This window comes from Bacillus sp. FJAT-29790, from assembly GCF_019039215.1.
GTDB lineage: Bacteria > Bacillota > Bacilli > Bacillales > Cytobacillaceae > Cytobacillus.
Map to the genome: position 1 here is coordinate 1 of NZ_JAHNZZ010000001.1, position 19,499 is coordinate 19,499.

15 protein-coding genes are annotated in these 19,499 nt (G+C 39.0%); 10 read left to right on the top strand and 5 right to left on the bottom strand.

The genetic code is table 11. From position 1 onward, the window contains the following. Nucleotides 1-56: 56 nt before the first annotated feature. Together BGM26_RS00005 and BGM26_RS00010 are read right to left on the bottom strand one after the other, a co-directional pair. Nucleotides 57-227 (bottom strand): hypothetical protein, encoded by a 171-nt coding sequence (locus tag BGM26_RS00005; protein WP_217037687.1) that lies wholly within the window; start codon nt 225-227, stop codon nt 57-59. 284 nt (nt 228-511) lie between these two features. After that, nucleotides 512-1,726, bottom strand: a complete 1,215-nt coding sequence (locus BGM26_RS00010; protein ID WP_217037688.1) for a M20 family metallopeptidase — start codon at nt 1,724-1,726, stop codon at nt 512-514. A 259-nt stretch (nt 1,727-1,985) separates the two neighbouring features. On the opposite strand from BGM26_RS00010, the gene BGM26_RS00015 reads away from it, so the two are divergent. Next, a complete protein-coding gene (locus tag BGM26_RS00015) occupies nt 1,986-4,235 on the top strand; it encodes an AAA domain-containing protein (RefSeq protein ID WP_217037689.1) in 2,250 nt (749 codons plus the stop codon). Nucleotides 4,236-4,454: 219 nt separating this feature from the next. Here the strand turns inward: BGM26_RS00015 and BGM26_RS00020 are convergent, their stop codons facing one another. After that, entirely contained in the window at nt 4,455-4,982 is a 528-nt protein-coding gene (locus BGM26_RS00020) for an antibiotic biosynthesis monooxygenase family protein (protein WP_217037690.1), read from the bottom strand. Between the two features lie 520 nt (nt 4,983-5,502). On the opposite strand from BGM26_RS00020, the gene hemE reads away from it, so the two are divergent. The 5 genes from hemE to BGM26_RS00045 all read left to right on the top strand — a co-directional run bounded on the left by hemE (nt 5,503) and on the right by BGM26_RS00045 (nt 11,961). Further along, nucleotides 5,503-6,549, top strand: a complete 1,047-nt coding sequence (hemE, locus tag BGM26_RS00025) for a uroporphyrinogen decarboxylase (protein WP_217037691.1) — start codon at nt 5,503-5,505, stop codon at nt 6,547-6,549. A 97-nt stretch (nt 6,550-6,646) separates the two neighbouring features. Next, the gene (hemH, locus tag BGM26_RS00030) at nt 6,647-7,585 is read left to right on the top strand and encodes a ferrochelatase (protein WP_217037692.1); all 939 of its coding nucleotides are present in this window, start codon (nt 6,647-6,649) and stop codon (nt 7,583-7,585) included. A 27-nt stretch (nt 7,586-7,612) separates the two neighbouring features. Then, complete coding sequence (gene hemY, locus BGM26_RS00035; protein WP_217037693.1) at nt 7,613-9,052, top strand: protoporphyrinogen oxidase; 1,440 nt, start codon at nt 7,613-7,615, stop codon at nt 9,050-9,052. Between the two features lie 101 nt (nt 9,053-9,153). Then, on the top strand, nt 9,154-9,729 hold the full coding sequence (locus BGM26_RS00040) for a TetR/AcrR family transcriptional regulator (RefSeq protein ID WP_217037694.1): 576 nt from the start codon (nt 9,154-9,156) through the stop codon (nt 9,727-9,729). A gap of 66 nt (nt 9,730-9,795) precedes the next feature. Next, nucleotides 9,796-11,961 carry a YhgE/Pip domain-containing protein gene (locus tag BGM26_RS00045; RefSeq protein WP_217037695.1) on the top strand — a complete coding sequence of 722 codons (2,166 nt, stop codon included), beginning with the start codon at nt 9,796-9,798 and terminating at the stop codon, nt 11,959-11,961. A gap of 46 nt (nt 11,962-12,007) precedes the next feature. Here BGM26_RS00045 and yhfH read toward each other — a convergent pair whose 3' ends face one another. Then, nucleotides 12,008-12,142 carry a protein YhfH gene (yhfH, locus tag BGM26_RS00050; RefSeq protein ID WP_217037696.1) on the bottom strand — a complete coding sequence of 45 codons (135 nt, stop codon included), beginning with the start codon at nt 12,140-12,142 and terminating at the stop codon, nt 12,008-12,010. A 390-nt stretch (nt 12,143-12,532) separates the two neighbouring features. Here yhfH and BGM26_RS00055 point away from each other — a divergent pair, with 390 nt between their 5' ends. Then, on the top strand, nt 12,533-13,267 hold the full coding sequence (locus BGM26_RS00055; protein WP_217037697.1) for an MBL fold metallo-hydrolase: 735 nt from the start codon (nt 12,533-12,535) through the stop codon (nt 13,265-13,267). Nucleotides 13,268-13,279: 12 nt separating this feature from the next. Beyond that, nucleotides 13,280-14,269 carry a lipoate--protein ligase gene (gene lplA / locus BGM26_RS00060; RefSeq protein ID WP_217037698.1) on the top strand — a complete coding sequence of 330 codons (990 nt, stop codon included), beginning with the start codon at nt 13,280-13,282 and terminating at the stop codon, nt 14,267-14,269. A 76-nt stretch (nt 14,270-14,345) separates the two neighbouring features. Here lplA and BGM26_RS00065 read toward each other — a convergent pair whose 3' ends face one another. Beyond that, nucleotides 14,346-15,989 (bottom strand): PucR family transcriptional regulator, encoded by a 1,644-nt coding sequence (locus tag BGM26_RS00065; RefSeq protein WP_217037699.1) that lies wholly within the window; start codon nt 15,987-15,989, stop codon nt 14,346-14,348. Nucleotides 15,990-16,211: 222 nt separating this feature from the next. Between BGM26_RS00065 and BGM26_RS00070 the strand changes: the two genes are divergently transcribed. Both BGM26_RS00070 and BGM26_RS00075 read left to right on the top strand, forming a co-directional pair. Beyond that, on the top strand, nt 16,212-17,447 hold the full coding sequence (locus BGM26_RS00070; protein ID WP_217037700.1) for a pyridoxal-phosphate-dependent aminotransferase family protein: 1,236 nt from the start codon (nt 16,212-16,214) through the stop codon (nt 17,445-17,447). A 489-nt stretch (nt 17,448-17,936) separates the two neighbouring features. Beyond that, entirely contained in the window at nt 17,937-19,331 is a 1,395-nt protein-coding gene (locus BGM26_RS00075; protein ID WP_217037701.1) for an NCS1 family transporter, read from the top strand. The last annotated feature ends 168 nt before the right edge of the window (nt 19,332-19,499 follow it).

Sequence of the window (19,499 nt, forward strand, 5' to 3'; positions counted from 1 at the left end):
ACAGTGTTGCCAAGAGTGAATAAAATGACTCATCTTTTTTACACAATTATACGGACTTAATCTGAAAATCCACCGAAATGTCCGTAATCTCCCCAATTACGGACATTTTCACTCGGAAATGCCACCGAAATGTCCGTTATCTTCCCAATGACGGACATTTTTCCTCGAAATGCCACCGAAATGTCCGTAATCTCCCCAATGACGGACATTTTTCCTCGAAATGCCACTGAGATGTCCGTTATCCCCCCGATGATGGACATTTACCTTCGAAAGTACCACTGAAATGTCCGCTATCCCTCAGATGACGGGGCTTTCCAGAAAGTCAGAAAAACTGTCTTTTTTAAAAAGTCTTTTTCAATTTCTGCTATTTCGTCGAATCATTGTATAATACTACTTTTACACAAAAAATGGACTTGACTCATCGAAAAGGAGAAAACGGTCACCATACGATATACATGGTGACCGGAGATTTGTTAGTAAATAAACTTCCGCAATATTTGCAAATTCAGAATTACTTTCCAACGCCTATTTCAATTGAATATCCACTTGGCTGATAAGTGTGATACTGAACTGCAGCAGAACCGAGTGTCTTAGCCGCAATTAGCATCGCTTTTTCATCAATATCAAATTTTGGATGGTGATGTGGATAGTTTTCCGTCGTATCTTCAGGTTTTGCTCCAGTAAAGAAGAATGTCCCTTTTACATGCTGAAGATAATAGGCAAAATCCTCGCCGCCCATTTGCGGTTCAGTTTCTTCAACAGAAGTAACCCCATCTATCTTTTGTGCGCATTCAATTAAATACTCAGTTTCTTCCTTATGGTTAACAACAGCAGGGTAGCCTTTCGCATACAAATAGTCATAAGTACTATCTGCTGTATAACAAGTCCCCTTAATAACCCGTTCGATTTCTTCTTTAATATTCGTTTGAACATCCTCATTAAATGTACGGACAGTCCCACCAAGCTTTGCTTTATCGGCGATGACGTTAAAGGCATTGTCTGCGACAAAAGAACCTACTGTCACAACAGCAGAATCGATTGGATTTACCTTCCTGCTAACAATTTGTTGGAGATTTACGACGAGCTGTGAAGCTGTTACAATCGCATCTTTTGTTTTGTGCGGCTGAGCACCATGACCACCTTTACCTTGAATGGTTACTTCAAATCGGTCAGCTGCAGCCATTATTGGGCCCACACGATATTGGATAGTCCCAGTTGTTTCTGATGCCCACAAATGTGTGCCGAAAATAACGTCAACACCGTCCAAACATCCATCCTCGATCATCGAAATAGCTCCGCCTGGTGCGTACTCCTCGGCATGCTGATGGATCATGACAAAATTGCCTTCCAGTTCATTACGCATCTCGTGAAGCGCATTAGCGAGCACTAACAACGTAGCGGTATGGCCATCATGTCCGCAAGCATGCATCACCCCAGGTACAAGTGATTTATATGGGACATCCTTTTCGTCTTGAATTGGCAATGCATCAAAATCAGCTCTTAACGCGACAGTTTTTCCAGGTTTACTGCCATAAATCTTGGCTACTACTCCGTTTCCACCGACATTCCCTCTTACTTCAATCCCTAATTTTTCATAAAATGACTTAATGTATTTGGCTGTATTCTCTTCTTTGAATGAGAGCTCGGGGTGCTGATGAAGAAATCGTCTAATTGAAACCATTTCATCGTAGCCTTTTTCTAATTTCGTAAATAACGTTTCTAGCATTTCCTCTCTCCTCTTCAATTGTATATTTTTTCACTATTATAACATTATTTATTGAATGGAAGGAGTAACTTATTGCAGAATAATAGCCATGCCAATTAAGGTTTCAAATTAGAAACGACGCTATCTGACGGTGAATCGACTTTTGTCACTAATTGGAAGATAATATACTTTTTCCTTTTGTCTAGTTCGATTTTCACGAGAAAAAATGATATATTTATCTATCTAAACAAGCTTTCGTTTGAGTAAAGGAAGATTATGGATGACAAATACTTTAACTTATATAAAGGAATGGCAAAAGGCGCTCAAGGCAGAAATCCAGCATTTAAAAAAGGATGGGAGTACAAGATACAGGATTATAAATGGGCGCTTGCTTTCGAAGGATGCATCTTTCACTTACTTTTTTGACACTTCTGCTTCCTTTAAAGTGCCTGTCGGTTCCGCAGTAAGGATCGAATGGGGCAAAAAAAAGACGGATGGCCGAATCCTCTCGTCTGAAGGCAAAAGTGTCATTATTGATATCGATGAGAACCTTGGTTCCGCATTGACTGAAGTGTTTGTACTGTATGATCCATGGGAGCTGCTTGATCAGCTTTTTCAGCGCCTGGAAGAAATGAAAGGAAGTAAACGCAAAAGAGGAAGGATTAAAAGACTAATGGATCCTTCTATGGAAGCGAAGCATCCTGTTGAAAAGATTAAATCAAATGTTCATGAATTAATTCTGCGCTCTAAATATAATCCTGTCACATACGTATGGGGGCCGCCGGGAACCGGAAAAACATATACATTAGCAAGAGTGGCAGCTAATAAGTATATTAAAGGATTACGCGTGCTAGTCCTTTCGCATAGTAATCAGGCAGTCGATGTATTAATGGCTGAAATTTCTATATTTGTTGAGAAAATAGGGCACTTGCAGGAAGGAGATCTCCTCAGATATGGCTCACAGATGGGAGAGGCCATTCAGAATCGTCCTTATCTGACATCAAATCAATTAATCCAAAAACACCATGCAAGTTTGGCAGAAAACAAGGAAAGTTTATCAGAAGAGCGCAGGTTAATTAAACAAGACTTGTCCAGGTCTTTTAGCAAAAGGGACTCTGACAGGCTCCTTGAAATTGAAAAAAAGCTTGCGAGTGTGCTCGAAAAAATCCGCCAAAAAGAAATACAATTCTTAAAGGAAGCAATGGTCATTGGAACAACGCTGGCAAAAGCGGCCAATGATGCGGCTATTTATGAAAAGGACTTCGACCTTGTTATCGTTGATGAAGCGAGTATGGCCTATGTTCCGCAAGCCGCTTTTGCTGTTTCGCTTGCAAAGAGAGCGATCATTTGCGGAGATTTCAAACAGCTTCCACCTATCGCAACTGCCCGTCATCCTCTTGTGAGTGAATGGTTAAGAGAGGACGTTTTCCATCAATCAGGCGTTTCTGAGTGGGTAAATGATGGCAAGTTGCATCCACATTTATTTCTCCTCAAAGAGCAGCGGCGGATGCATCCAGACATTTCAGCTTTCACTAACAAATATATTTACCATTCCCTTGTCGGTGATTATAAAAATGTTCTTAAATCCAGAACGGAGATTTCAGACAAACTGCCTTTTCCTAATAGAGCCTCTGTTCTCGTTGATTCTTCAGGAGCAGGGGAATATGGCATGACAGAGCGGTTCTCAAAATCACGAATGAATCTCTGGCAGCTGTTCTTATCTTTTCAGCTGATTCATGAATCGTTTACAGGCGGTGCTAGATCAATTGGATATGTTACCCCTTACCGCGCACAGGCATTCATGATGGAACAATTACTTGGAGAATTATATGAAAAAGAACTTCAAGAGGCAGATATCATAGCTGCAACGGTTCACCGTTTTCAGGGCAGTGAACGTGACGTGATGATTTTTGATCCAGTGGATAGTTCCCCACTAGAACGGGCGGGCATGCTTTTAACAGGAAAAGACAGTGAAAGATTGCTAAATGTGGCGATTACGAGGACGAAAGGCAAGTTCATCCATGTCTGTAATTATAAATTCGTGCGCAATCATGTATACCAAAACAAAACATGGCGCAAGCTTGCTGACCACCAGCTTATGAATAAGCAAATTGTCACCCCAAGTGAAATCGGCACTTGGATAAAAAATCAGCATTCCAGATTGCAATGGATGCATGCTAGAAAGCTTGATACGGTAAAAGGGGATATCCATTCGGCGGAAAAGACGATCATTCTTTCAATTCCAAAGGGAGGAACTTTAACGAAAGAATGGATTGAAGCATTTAATAAAAGAGGAAAAGAAGTGAATCTAACCTTATTAACAGTTGATCACATTCCTGGACTTCGAACAGACTGGGTTATACCGGAACCGCTGTCCTTTCCATTTATCATCATAGACCGGCAATTTGTGTGGCTAGGACTCCCAATCGAAGCCAACGTAAGGGCTCAGCCGCCTTTTGTGGCAGCAAGACTCGATTCCAAAATCACAGCTAATTATATTTTGAACCAGTTAAGTGAAAGAAACGTGTAAGGATGGATTAATAATCCATCCTTTATTATTTGGCTGTTTTTGCAAACTTTGTTGGCTTTTAATGATGTACTAATTTTTTTGAAAGGAGTTTTCATTAACTAAAGAAAATTCATGAGTCCAGAAAACTCCCCGAAAAAGAAAAAACCGGTCTCAAAAGGGGGACCTCAGTAAAATTCTTTAGCTATATAGCAACAATTCCTTAGAAATGAGCCTACTAATTTACTCAGTTGACTCCCAGGAAGGATTAGATTCATCCGGTATATAATATGTTGATACATATGAACTCCCCAAGAATAGTTGCTCCTGCTTAAAAGCAGTATTATTTATTTCACTGAAATACTTTTCATATGCCGTTGTATTCTGCCAATTTTTATATGACTTTTCATTTTCCCAAAAGGATAGAATCACATAAGTGGATGACTTAAGCGGGCGCAGTACTCTTAAGCCTAAGAAGCCCGGTTGATTTTCAAAAAAGTGATTCTTGTTTTTGAATCGAAATTCAAACAAAGGTCTTTCTTCCTCTATTACGGGAATATTATTCATAACGGCATATTTTGCTTTTTCAAAAGAACCGGCAGAATCAAGAATCTCATAAGTCCTGGGCGCATTAAATAGAGTTGAACCTACTGTTTCATGCATTAACACAGCATTTTCAATATTTTGCATGAGGATCATTCTTTCATTCGAATGTTTATCTTGAATTTTTTTAAGAAAATCAAATGTTCCGCTTGTCATATAGATGTTCATATTAATCACCTCTATGAAATATGTTTCCTATATTATAGTATTACTTTGAAACAATTCATAGTTACCTAGCTCCACAAGGAAGGCTTCGGCAGCATATTCATCGCACGAGTAAAAGCTTAGCTTTTTAGGAGGAGTGCCTAGGGGCTCGCCGACTAAGAACGCAACTTCCTGTTGCGACGTCGGGCACTAGTACGTCCTGTACGTCGGAGGTCATAAGCCAATCGGTCAAGAAGATTAAAGAACAACCTTCCTGCCGGCTCGTCTTATGCTTGTCGCCCCTGAGCGCTAAGAAAAGCTACAAAGAATAAGCCTCGCAGGAACAATCTGCTCTTTGATTGTTCCGAAGGCACTTCCGCTTTTCGATTAAAAACGTCAAATTTTCGACATTTCCCCTAGTTACCTATACAAGCATAGGTGAAAAGGATACAGTTAGTAAGGATGAATAGATATCTGTATTTCAAATTCTCATACATATATATTACAATATGGAAAGACAAGTCTTGAAAGGTGGATTATTTTAATGACAAAAATAATAAATGATACATTTTTAAGAGCAGCAAAAGGGGAAAAGACTGATCATGTACCAGTATGGTATATGCGCCAGGCGGGTCGTTCCCAACCGGAATATAGGGCAATTAAAGAAAAATATTCTTTATTTGAAATTACCCATCAGCCTGAGCTTTGTGCTTATGTAACAAAATTGCCAGTTGATCAATACAATAATGACGCAGCGATTTTATATAAAGACATTATGTCACCGCTTCCTGCATTAGGAATCGATGTGGAAATAAAATCTGGCGTTGGCCCAGTTATTGCCAATCCGATTCGTTCAGTAGCTGATGTTGAAAAGCTAGGAGAAATAAACCCAGAACAAGACGTACCCTATGTTCTTGAAACAATTAAGATTCTTACGAAAGAACAATTGACTGTGCCATTAATTGGATTTGCAGGTGCTCCTTTTACGCTTGCAAGCTATATGATTGAAGGTGGTCCTTCAAAAAATTACAATAAGACGAAAGCATTTATGTACGCCCAGCCAGAAGCTTGGCATGCTTTAATGAACAAGCTAAGCGAGATGACAATTACATATGTAAAAGCACAAATTAATGCAGGTGCAAAAGCGATTCAGATTTTCGATTCATGGGTTGGCGCATTAAATGTTGAAGATTATCGTATCTTTATTAAACCAGTTATGAACCGGATATTCTCCGCATTAAGGGAGGAGAATGTTCCGCTTATCATGTTCGGAGTAGGAGCGAGTCATTTAGCGATGGAATGGCATGATCTTCCGCTAGATGTAGTAGGTCTTGACTGGAGACTTCCGATTAAAGAAGCAAGAGAAAGAGGAATTACGAAAGCTGTACAAGGAAATCTTGATCCTGCCCTTCTTTTAGCACCATGGGAAGTTATTGAGGAAAAGGCAAAAGAGATTCTTGATCAGGGGATGGCGAGTCCGGGCTACATTTTTAACCTAGGACATGGAGTATTCCCGGAAGTAAGCCCGGACACTCTGCGTAGATTAACTTCATTTGTTCATGAATATTCAGCAGCAAAATTAAGTAAATAAACTCAAAACATTCGCCTTCAGTTCCTTTCTGAAGGCGCTTCGGATTTTAAAGCTTTTCTGTATTCACAATATGGGATTAGAGACAGAGGTGGATTGCATGGCAAAAAAGAAAATGGGTTTACTCGTGATGGCATACGGAACTCCATATCAAGAGGAGGATTTGGAGCGTTACTATACACATATTCGCAGAGGAAGAAAGCCTTCACCTGAGATGCTTGAAGAATTAAGGGAGAGATATGAAGCGATTGGCGGAATTTCCCCTTTGGCAAAAATTACGATGGATCAAGGGAAAAGTCTTGAAACATTTTTGAATGAAAACCAAGATGAATATGAATTTCAGATGTATCTTGGTTTAAAGCATATTGAGCCGTTTATTGAAGATGCTGTCAAACAGATGAATGAGGATGGAATCACAGAAGCCGTCAGTATCGTTCTTGCTCCGCATTTCTCTACTTTCAGCGTGAAATCTTACAACGGAAGAGCGAAGGAGGAGGCAGAAAAGCTTGGCGGCCCTGTCATTCGCTCGGTTGAAAGCTGGTATGATGAGCCAAAGTTTATCAAATATTGGGCTGATCAAGTGAAATCAACATTCAAGAGCATGCCAGAAGAACATAGAGAAAAGGCTGTCTTAATTGTTTCTGCCCACAGCTTGCCGGAAAAGATTTTACAATTAGGCGATCCGTATCCACAGCAGCTTCAGGAAACAGCCGAATTGATTGCAAGCCAAGCGGGTGTTCAGAACTATGCAGTAGGTTGGCAAAGTGCCGGAAATACGCCTGAACCGTGGCTTGGGCCGGATGTTCAGGATTTAACAAGAGCGCTATTTGAAAAAGAAGGCTATCAAGCGTTTGTTTACACACCGGTTGGATTTGTATCTGACCATCTTGAAGTACTGTATGATAATGATTATGAGTGTAAAGTCGTTACTGATGAAGTAGGTGCTGCCTACTACCGACCATCCATGCCTAATGATCAGCCGGAATTCATAGATGCAATGGCAACAGTCATTCTCAACATGTTATCAGATGATAAGTGAAACTTAATGTAAGGAAGGCGATTAACCGTGTCGGTAAAAAAGCATAAGGTTGTTATCATTGGAGGAGGCATTACAGGGTTAACAGCTGCTTATTATTTGCAAAAGGAAGCCCGGGAGAAAGAATTACCGCTTGATGTAATGCTAGTTGAGGCCTCTCATCGCCTTGGGGGGAAAATCCAAACGGTCGTTAAGGACGGATATGTAATAGAAAGAGGTCCTGACTCATTCCTAGCTCGTAAACAAAGTGCATCTCGCCTTGCAAAGGAAGTAGGGATGGATGACACATTAGTTAGTAATACAGCTGGTAAATCTTATGTGTTAGTAAAAGAGCGCCTTCATCCGATGCCGGGTGGATCAATTATGGGAATTCCAACCGAAATGGCCCCTTTTGTCACAACCGGATTATTTTCTGTCACAGGAAAGCTGCGGGCAGCGGCGGATTTTGTTTTGCCTCGTTCCAATCCTACGGAAGATCAGTCACTTGGGGAATTTTTCCGCCGTAGACTTGGGGATGAAGTAGTTGAAAACTTGATCGAACCGCTTCTTTCCGGCATTTATGCAGGAGATATCGATCAATTAAGTTTAATGTCTACATTCCCGCAGTTTTATCAAGTGGAACAAAAATATCGGAGCCTCATTTTAGGAATGAAAAAGGCAACCCCTCCGAAGCCAAAGAATATGGGGGAGTCGAAAAAGGCAAAAGGAATATTCCTGACATTTCAAACAGGTTTGCAATCATTTGTAGACGCAATCGAATCGAACCTTGAACAAGGATCTGTCTTAAAGGGATTTAGGGTTGAGAAAATTGCTAAAGGAAATGACGGCTATGAGCTTGAGTTGAATGGAGGAGACGTACTTTCAGCAGATAGCATAGTCATGGCAGTACCTCACCATATTACTCAATCGCTCTTTTCGAATTACAGCCTATTTGATAGCTTCAAACAGATGCCATCAACTTCTGTGGCTACCGTTGCGCTTGCATATCCTGAAGAAGCAATCGAGAATGACCTTGATGGGACAGGCTTTGTTGTTTCAAGGAACAGTGATTATACCATTACGGCGTGTACTTGGACTCATAAAAAATGGCCTCATTCGACCCCAAAGGGAAAAGTTTTGCTCCGCTGCTATGTAGGACGAGCGGGCGATGAAACTGTTGTTGAATTATCTGATGATGAAATAATTAAGATTGTATTAGATGACCTGAATAAAACGATGAATATTACGATGGATCCAGAGTTTGCGATCATTTCCAGATGGAAAGATTCGATGCCGCAATATACAGTTGGTCATAAAGATCGTTTAGATATGGTAAAAAAACAATTACCAATTGACCTGCCTGGTGTTTTTCTAGCAGGTAGTTCATATGAAGGATTAGGTTTGCCTGACTGCATTGATCAAGGGGAAGAGGCTGTAAGAAAAGTAGTATCATTTTTGAATAGCGAAAAGCAAAAAGCTGTCAAGTTGTGATAGCTTTTTTTGCTTGCTTTTGTTAGCTCTCTATGTTAATCTGATTTACGAATAAAGTGACTGTAATACTAATTTAGTCACTTGTTTTTAGGGGTGATAGAATGGCAATCGATCGTAAGCAGCTTATTATAGAGGCAGCTACAAAGTCTTTTTCCTTATTCGGTTATAAGGCGACAACGATGGATCAAGTAGCGAAGATTGCAAATGTCGGAAAAGGAACGATTTATACATTTTTCAAAAATAAGGAAGAACTGTTTGATGAAATTATTAACTCTTTAATTGTCGAAATGAAGCAAGCTGCCGATGAGGCGGATGATTCATCGCTTTCATTTCATGAAAAGGTTCATCTTAGGCTGTATAAGATCCTGGAATTCCGCATGAAGCACCAGCTGACAATAAAGCTTTTCCAAGAAGAAAAAGAAATGGGCACTCCTGCGGTGATGGAAGTGATGGAGAAATTAGAAGATGCCATTATCAATTACTTGAAAGACAAAATTTCCCATGCAATTGAAAAGGGTGAGATTCAACCATGTGATCCTAAGCTAACCGCGTTCGTCATGCTTAAGCTTTATGTTGCCCTTATCTTTGATTGGGAGCAGCGACATCAGCCATTAGAAAAGGAAGAAATCGCAAGTCTTTTCGAACAGTATATCTTTAAAGGATTATCAGTCAGATAGTCCTCAATTTTTGCTTATTAATGACCGAATGGGCAAAGTGGTCAATCAATCAAGGAGGTAATAACATTGAATAGTAATCTTTTTCTAAAGGAATTGCTGGCTGTTTTTCGGAACAAAAAGCTTCTTATTCCAATTATAGCAGTCTTATTTATCCCCATTTTATATAGCGGAATGTTCCTTTGGGCATTTTGGGATCCTTACGATCGCTTACCTGATTTACCAGTTGCGATAGTAAATGAGGATAATGGTGCGGTTTTTGATGGAAAAGAGCTAAAACTTGGCGATGACCTTGTTTCGAAATTGAAAGAGAGCAAAGATTTTAATTTTAAGTTTGTGAATAAAGAAGAGGGATACAAGGACCTCAAAAATCAGAAATATTACATGCTGATTGAGATACCGGATCATTTTTCAAAAAATGCTACAACTCTTTTAGAAAAAAATCCAGAGAAGTTGGAATTAGTGTATGTACCGAATGAAGGTTATAATTTTCTTTCTGCTCAAATTGGCGGAACAGCCGTTGACAAAATAAAGGCATCTATTTCAGAGAAAATAACTGAGACATATGCAGAAACGATGTTTGATAAAATTGGTGAGCTTGCGGATGGGATCGGTCAAGCAAGTACTGGCGCTTCAAAAATCAGTGAGGGAGCAGCTGAGCTAAAAGATGGTTCCTCAACATTGCATAAGAAGCTGTCCATATTGGCTGAAAAATCGATTGAATTTAATGAAGGTATTGGAAAAGCAAATTCCGGATCAAAAGAAATGGCATCAGGTTCTAAAACACTTGCAGGTGGTCTTGGCGAGCTGCAGGAAGGCTTTAAAAAGCTAGAAGCTGCTTCCAAGCAATTAAAAACCGGGCATGAACAAATGGCAACCGGAATTTCTCAAGCAAAAGGCGGAATTCAAACGGTAAATGATAAAATCCCTGTCATGATTTCTGGTACAGAGCAGCTTCAGGTTGGAGTGAATACACTATCAGCCTCTTTACAACAATGGCAATCAGAAGCGCAAAAGGTAAGTGGCGGTGTTGTGGTTTTACAGCAAAAGCTTCAAGTTGTGATCGGACAGCTACCTGAAAACTCTCAGGAGAGAATAGAACTTGAAGGTGTATTAAACCAGCTTAAAAGCGGGACAGATCAGCTTGCTGAGTCTGCTGGGCAATTAGCTGCTGGTGGTACCGAGCTTGCTAATAAAATTGGTGTCATTAATGAAGGACAGAAACAATTACAGCAAGGTGTCTATCAATTGGCGCAAGGAAGCCAAAGGCTCGAAAATGGGGCAAAAGAGCTTGCTTTAGGACAGCGAGAATTTCAAACTGGCATGGAAACGTTTGGCGATAAGTTTGCGGAAGCTAAGTCTGGTGCAGATAAGCTGGCAAATGGAGCGACTGTTTTAGCAGGCGGCCTTGGGCAGTTGGAAGAGGGCGCTAATGCGATCAAGGACGGAACAGGAAAGCTTGAGGACGGTGCCGATAAAATAGCGAAGGGAAATGCAACTTTATACGAAGGATCAGAAGAATTAGCTAATAAACTTGCTGAGGGCTCTGAGAAAGCATTTTCCGTTCATTCAGATGAAAAAACATATAATATGATGGCTGATCCGGTGCAAATTAATAATGAAAAAATAAATGAAGTTCCTAATTATGGAACAGGGTTTACACCATATTTCTTATCTCTGGGGCTATTTGTAGGTGCATTATTGCTATCAATTGTTTTTCCATTGCGTGAACCTGTAGCAGTACCGCGTAATGGCTTCAGTTGGTTCGCAAGTAAATTCGGCATCCTTATCGGAATTGGCATCATGCAAGCTTTACTTGCTGTATTTATTTTGCTTGCAGGTCTTGGACTTAAAGTTCAAAGTGTTCCATTGTTTATTTTGTTTGCGATCATTACAAGTCTGACTTTCATCGCGTTAATTCAGTTCTTTGTCACATTACTTGGCGACCCAGGACGATTCATTGCGATAATCATTTTGATCTTACAGCTAACTACAAGTGCAGGAACATTCCCGCTTGAGTTAGTACCAAACTATTTACAGCCATTTAGCTCATTCCTGCCGATGACCTATTCAGTTTCCGGGTTTAAGGCTGTTATATCAAGCGGTGACTTTAGCTTCATGTGGCATAATGCAGGAATTCTGCTGATTTTTACGTCAATATTTATTGCCGGTACATTTAGCTATTTCACTGCTATGCATAAACGGCGCTTTGCTGCTGTTGCAGAACAGAATTGAAAAAAGAAAACCAGGCGCTGAAACACAGCGGCTGGTTTTTCTATGTTTATAGGTTTTTGACATCTAAACAATGATCACATTTGTTGCCATAGCATTCATGCTGTTCTACGATTGGCTCTCCGCACTCTACACATTGCTTTGCTGGTAAATTTCTAAAGAAATCTAAAATGTTTTGAATCATTTTGAAGCCTCCTAATTATTTTTAGTTTATTCAGAACAATTTAATTATTAATTTCATTGTATTATAACAGTTTGGATTCGTCAACACCTGTTTCAACACAAAGTGGAAAAAATGAAAAAATGGGCATAATTGATTATATTTAAATGAATGGCTTTGTTAATGAACAATGTTGATAAATGCAAATTAGCGGGGGGCTTTTGCCTGGCCGATTAAAAACGCCACGTCCTGTGGCAACATCGGCACTTGTACATCCTGACGTCGGAGAGAGCCTTTTTTGTGAATGCAAAACCCGCCTCTCGGAAGGTAAATCGAACCCGCGACCAGACCAACAATATCGTTTAACAGCGCTATATGAATAAGATGTTTTTGTTTCTAGGAGGAGGAAATAGAATGAAATTAACAGTAATTGGCTGCTGGGGCGGCTATTCGAAGGCAAATGAGGCTAGCTCTGGCTATTTACTAGAGCATGAGGGATTTCAATTGCTCATTGACTGTGGAAGTGCTGTTCTATCGAAAATGCAAAATTTTTTACAGCCTGAACAATTAAATAGTGTAATTCTTTCCCATTATCATCCAGACCATATTGCTGACATCGGTGTGTTGCAACACGCGAGGCTTATTCAAGGGTTTTTAGGGAAAGAAATGGAATGCCTTCCGATCTATGGCCATGCTAGCGATGAACTGGAATTTTCAAAGTTAACTTATAAAAACATTACAATGGGTATCGCCTATCAGCCTGATCAACCTTTAACAATTGGTCCTTTTAAGGTACAATTTTTACAGACGGATCATCCTGTCCCCTGCTTTGCCATGAGATTTGAAGTTGAGGGAAAATCCCTTGTCTACACTGCAGATACATCATATAAGGAAGAATTCGTTCCTTTTAGTGCAGGTGCTGATTTATTAGTATGTGAATGTAATTTTTATGGGAATCAGAATGGAAAAGGTGCAGGACATATGACAAGTCTTGATGCAGGAACATTGGCGGAAAAAGCAAATGTAAAAAATCTTCTCATAACGCATTTGCCGCATTACGGCAACCTTGAACAGTTAAAGGAAGAAGCCGCACGAATATATAAAGGGCCTGTCTCTCTTGCAGCCTATCAGTGGTCCCATACATTTTAAGGAGTGAACCAGATGTTATTTATCGATAACAAAGGAATCACCGATCCAAGAATTAACCTTGCGATCGAAGAATACGTATTAAAAAATTTAGATATTAGTAAAACATATTTGCTTTTTTACATAAATGAGCCATCTATTATCATTGGGAAAAACCAGAATACGGTTGAAGAAATTAATACGGAATATGTAGAGGGCAAGGGTATACATGTCGTTCGCCGGCTTTCAGGCGGTGGTGCGGTTTATCATGATTTAGGAAATTTAAACTTCAGTTTTATTACGAAGGATGATGGGGAGAGTTTTCACAATTTCAGGAAGTTCACTGAGCCTGTGATCGCCGCGCTGGAAAAACTCGGTGTAAAAGCAGAGTTAAGCGGTCGTAACGATATTATCGCTGAAGGAAGAAAGATTTCCGGAAATGCCCAATTTTCCACAAAAGGAAGAATGTTTAGCCACGGAACCCTTCTTTTTGATTCAGAAATTGATAGCGTCGTTTCTGCTTTAAGAGTGAAAAAGGATAAAATTGAATCGAAAGGAATTAAATCAATTCGCAGCCGTGTAGCCAATATTTCTGAGTTTTTAACTGAAAAAATTACGATTGAAGAGTTTCGGGCTTTATTATTGAAGAATATTTTTAGTGAAATAAATGAAATTCAGGAGTACGAGCTCACTGAGGAAGATTGGGAGAACATTCATCAGCTATCGAAAGAAAGATATCAAAACTGGGATTGGAATTACGGGAAATCTCCGAACTTTAATTTGCAGCACTCCCATCGTTTCCCTGTTGGCCAAATTGATATCAGACTTGATGTGACGAAAGGACAAATCGAAAATTGTAAAATCTACGGTGACTTTTTTGGTGTTGGTGATGTAAGTGATATCGAAAACAAGCTTATAGGTATACGCTATGAAAAGTCTGAGATCGAAAAGGCTCTGGGAGATATAGAAATTAATCATTATTTTGGAAATGTAACGAGAGAGGATTTTGTTAATTTAATTTACTAATTTGAGGCAGATACTTGATGAGTAATAAGAAAAAACAGCTTTATCCTTCCTTTGGAGAGCTGTTTTTCTTATTGAATTATTGCGGTCTAGTAAAAATTGAACGCATGAGTAAAGCCATACGTAAATGAAGTGAATTTTGTGAATCATGGATGGAATAACCCAAAATCTCTTCACATTTGGCAATTCGATATTTAACGGTATTACGGTGAACATATAGTTTTCTAGATGTTATCGCAATTTCACAATTATTATCCAGATATACAATTAAGGTATTAATTAAGTCCTCCTCATCTTTATTTTTCGGATAGGAAAGAGAGCGCAAAGTATTTTCATAAAATTTAAGTAGATTTTCCTCGGGAATTAATCGAATTAATTCTTTTAATTGCTTTGCTTCGTAGAAGTTAATGAATTTGTATTGATACAATTCTGCGCCCTGTTCCCAAGCTTCCACTGCCTCTGCATATGTAACCGGGATCAAGGTAACGTCATTAAAAAAGCTGCCAACACCGAATGAAAGCGAAACTTTTAAATTCGAATACGCCTCATGCTGAAATCTCTCCAGCCTATCTTCTATAGAGCTTTTTAATTGATCATGAATATTCGTTGGTGATTGCATTAAAATAACAAAATAAGAATCCTTCATAAAAACGATATTATTATCATCATTTTTTAAAAATGTGTACAAATAATCATACAATCCATTCAAATTATCTGTACTTTGCTGTAGGGTGTTTTGCTTAACGTCATCAATCTTACAAACGATGCAAACATAATTTAAGTTTTCTATTAATCCATGCTGCTTTCCCCTATGAATAATTTCTTGTTTGTTAGAAATGTTTCCATCAACAAGGGAAGCGAAAAAATTATTTTCTAACAATCGACTGTTTTCTCTAATCGCTTCGTTTTTAAGCAGTGTGAAAGAAATGACCGTGGATGCTTGCTCAATTGCTAATTGTGAAGAAGGGTATGGAAGCTTCTCAGGACTAAAAATGATTAGCAAGTATGGATAGGGATGCATCGTTTTCACTTGGAATATTTTTATGGTAATGTCTGCATTCTGTGCACTTGGGTTGGCAATTGAAAGACTATTTTTTTCACGATATGTACCAATATTATCTTTAAAGAGTTCCTCCGCTTTTAACATTACCATTTTCATATTTTCCGTGTGAAAATGGTGGGAAAAAGAAGTAACATCGCCAATAGGATCTAGCAGAAGGACAGGACATTTTAATAAGGATCCGAGGTTTTCGATTAAGGATTGCAAATTATAGCCCTTTATCATCATAGTTGTAAATTTCTTGTGCATATGAATTGCATAAAATAACTCTTCAATTTTGTTATCCCAAATAAAGCTTAATAATTGGTGAGCAACCGTACCTAATGTTAATGACTCCGGAATTTGGATAATGGGGAATTCTAATTTGTTAGCTAAGTCGATAACCTCTTGTGGGATTTGATCAATAAATCTTTTGAGTTTTATCGCAATCCCTGCACATGGACGTTCATTAATTTGCAAAATGAGTTCGCAAAGTGCAGGAGGGTTGTCTTTAAAGGCGTAACCTGTTGTTAATAATAGGGAGTTTTCAGCTAAAAAGTGGACGACATCGGGTGTTTCTGATATCTCAATTGATTCAACTTCTCTGCCTAGCCCGGCATGTCCAGCGATAATTTTTGCCTCTTGGAACACATCTACGAAAAGTAAATCTTCAACCTTTTTCATCACACACCTCTAATTCATCTTTTTTGGACATTTTTTTGGGAGTCGGTCAAGTCTATACGTTATTAATTGTTTCAATTGTACAATATTGGTGTTGCAAATTGTTTATTTCGAATAATGATTTCGATTGCTAATTTCCTTACAATCAATTGTAAATAGAAATGATCTTTAATGGAACTAATTTTATGAATTTTTTTATAATTGATAAAGAAAGGGTGTATTAATATGTTACACGAACTAAATCCCTCTTTACGAACGCTAATGACACCAGGCCCGGTTGAAGCAGAGCCTCGTGTGCTTCGTGCAATGACAATTCCGATAATCGGGCAATTTGACCAGGAGTTTCTAGGAATTATGGATGAAACAATGGAATTGTTGAGGAAGTTATTCCAAACGAAAAATCATTGGGCTTATACAATTGATGGCACAGCACGCTCTGGAAGTGAAGCAGTTCTATGCTCCATCATTGAGCCCGGGGATAAAGTTTTAGTACCTATCTTTGGACGGTTCGGCCATTTGCTAGCAGAGATTGCTTACCGCTGTGGCGCAGACGTTTCTACGATTGAATGCGAATGGGGAACGGCTTTTGAAGAGGAAGAGATTATTGCTGAAATTAGGAAAGTGAATCCGAAAATTGTAGCGCTTGTACATGGAGAGACTTCAACGGGTATTATGCAGCCGTTAGATATAATCGGCAAATTCTGTCACGATAACGATGTTTTATTTGTTGTTGATGCTGTTGCTACAATAGCTGGAACAGATTTTAGAACAGATGAGTGGAATATTGATGCAGCTATTACTGGCACCCAAAAATGTTTAGGGGTACCAACTGGTATGGCCCCGATTACTTATAATGAAAGAATTGAAAAAATCCTTCTTGAACGGAGAAAAATAGAACAGGGCCTTGATATTACTTCTAGTAATCCTAGAAGAATTCAAAGTAACTATTTTGATTTAAGTCAAATTCAGGAATATTGGAGCCCAAAACGTCTAAATCATCATACGGAGGCAACATCAATGTTATATGCACTTAGGGAAGGTTTACGCATTATTCATGAAGAAGGTTTGCAAAATCGATTCGATCGACATAAATTGCACGAGAATGCGCTTGTAGCTGGCCTTAGGGCGATGGGGCTTACTCTATTTGGAGATTCACGTTATAAAATGCCGGTTGTTACTTGTGTGAATATTCCTGAAGGGGTGAACGGGGATGAAGTCCGTTCTACAATGGTTAAAGAGTTTGGAGTAGAGATTGCCAGCACCTTCGGATCACTTGCAGGGAAAATATGGCGAATCGGCTCAATGGGCTTCAGCTGCCGAAAAGAAAATATTTTAAAAGTTTTAGCTGCACTTGAGGCATCGATTTATCGCCACGGTGGAAAGGTCAACGCGGGTGAAGCAGTTCAAGCCGCACTTGATATTTACGAAGGAAAAGCTTTGGCAGTTAGCACTAGTAAATAAAACGATGATGATTAAGGCAGAAGGGTATTCACAACTAGTGAATACCCTTTTAGTTTGTAAATAAGTAAAAATATTCCCCAAAAGTAATAAATGGGCTTCCTGGATATAGGGGAAAAATGGAGTATTAAAATTGTTTAAAAAACCCGCTGATACCTTATGTTTTGTTCACTTTGAATAGGGGGAATATTTAAATTCGTCTATAGTAGATAATGACATTATTTATGGTAACGTTTACAATCTTTTTATAATTAAGTGAAAAATCAGAAAAGTGTAAAATTAAATTATGGAATTTAATATACTTATATTCAAACGATCTTAGATACCCTAATTTAATCGTACACTTTTTACATTTTTAACTTGGTTAGCAGTGGTCGTAATTCATCATCAATCTTTGAATGGGGAGGGAATCCTATTATTTAACATTAAACCAATGCAATATCATTGTCAGAAGAAATCCTGCAAACAATGAAAAAAGGAGTTGGGTGTACAATGTCTAATATAGAAAGTTACGTTCCAACAGAGACGCAGATCCAACATGATACGGGTGTGGATGAATCGCTTAATCCGAAAACTGATGAGGGTAGGACGGTAGGACAGAGAGACTATATTTTTATGTGGATTGGAGACGGCGTTAATTTAGGAAATATGACGCTTGGAGCTAGTTTGGTTGTGGCGGGAATTGCAACGCTAAACCTCTTTCAAACATTTGCCGCAGCTATCATAGCAATTGGTATCATTTCAACTATTTTTGCTTTAAACGACAGACTTGGATACAGAACGGGAATCCCATATGTTGTACAGCTCAGAATGTCCTTCGGGCTGAAAGGCTCCATCATATCATCACTATTGCGCGGTATCCCCGCCGTCGTTTGGTACGGTTTTCAAAGCTGGATTGGCGGTACTGCATTAAATGAAATTGCGAAGATTATTACGGGCGGTGCCTTTGACAGTGTTGCCATTTGCTTTGTACTGCTTCAGCTGGTGCAAATTGGGCTTTCGCTGTACGGCTTCCATGCCATCAAATGGGTAGAAACGCTTGTATCTATTGTTATAATGCTAGCGCTTCTCTATGTATTTGGCGTTCTTCTAACATCCCATAGCGCTGTTATTGCAGAAAAATGGGTTCATGCAAAAGGCACATGGGGCTTGCCGTTCTTTGCATTCATCATGATGTTTATGGGAAATTATGCGGGGATCTTTTTAAGCGCTGCGGACTATTCAAGAGAGCTCAAATCTGGTATTAGTGACGCAAAACGCGGGTTTTTGTATTTTTCGCCTATTTTAATAGCGTACGGCTTCGTACTTGGAATCGGTGCAATGCTTGCTTCCGCAACCGGAATCTCTAATCCTGTGAAGGCATTTGCAGTAGTGGTAGATAACTCTTATATTACATTCTTTGTTTCCGCATTTATTGTTATGGGTGCGATTGCAGTAAACATGGTTGCCAATATTATTCCACCGACCTATGTGATTACATTGCTTACAAAAATGAAATATAAAGTTGCTGTTACCATAACCGGGCTGCTTGGGTTATGCTCATTCCCTTGGGTACTTGTACAGGATTCTTCGGCAAAGGGTCTTGGTATGTTCATTCTTATTTATTCCGCATTTTTAGGCCCGATTGTTTCTATTTTATTAATCGAATATTATATATTGAGAAAGCAAAAAGTCAATGTTGCAGATTTGTACAAGGAAGATGGTCCATTTGCCGGATATAATCCTGCCGCAATGCTTGCGATGCTTATCGGCGCCGGTGCCGCCTTTCTAAAAGTGGAGTTGGCATGGATTATCGGCGTTGTTGTGGCAGGTATTGCATATATTCTTTTAATGAAGTTTGCATTTAAAGATTCAAAATTCAAAAAGGGCACGATTTTTGAAAAATAAATGTAAACCCGTTGATGCAATCAAATCTATGAGTTAAAGATAAAGGAGTGGATGTTTTTTGATCATCCACTACAATGAAATTTTTTTCAAGGCTTCCATGTGCAAACTAGAATAGCTGGGGCAGTTACGGGAATCAAAATCAGAATATTCCTATTTGTTATAATAATT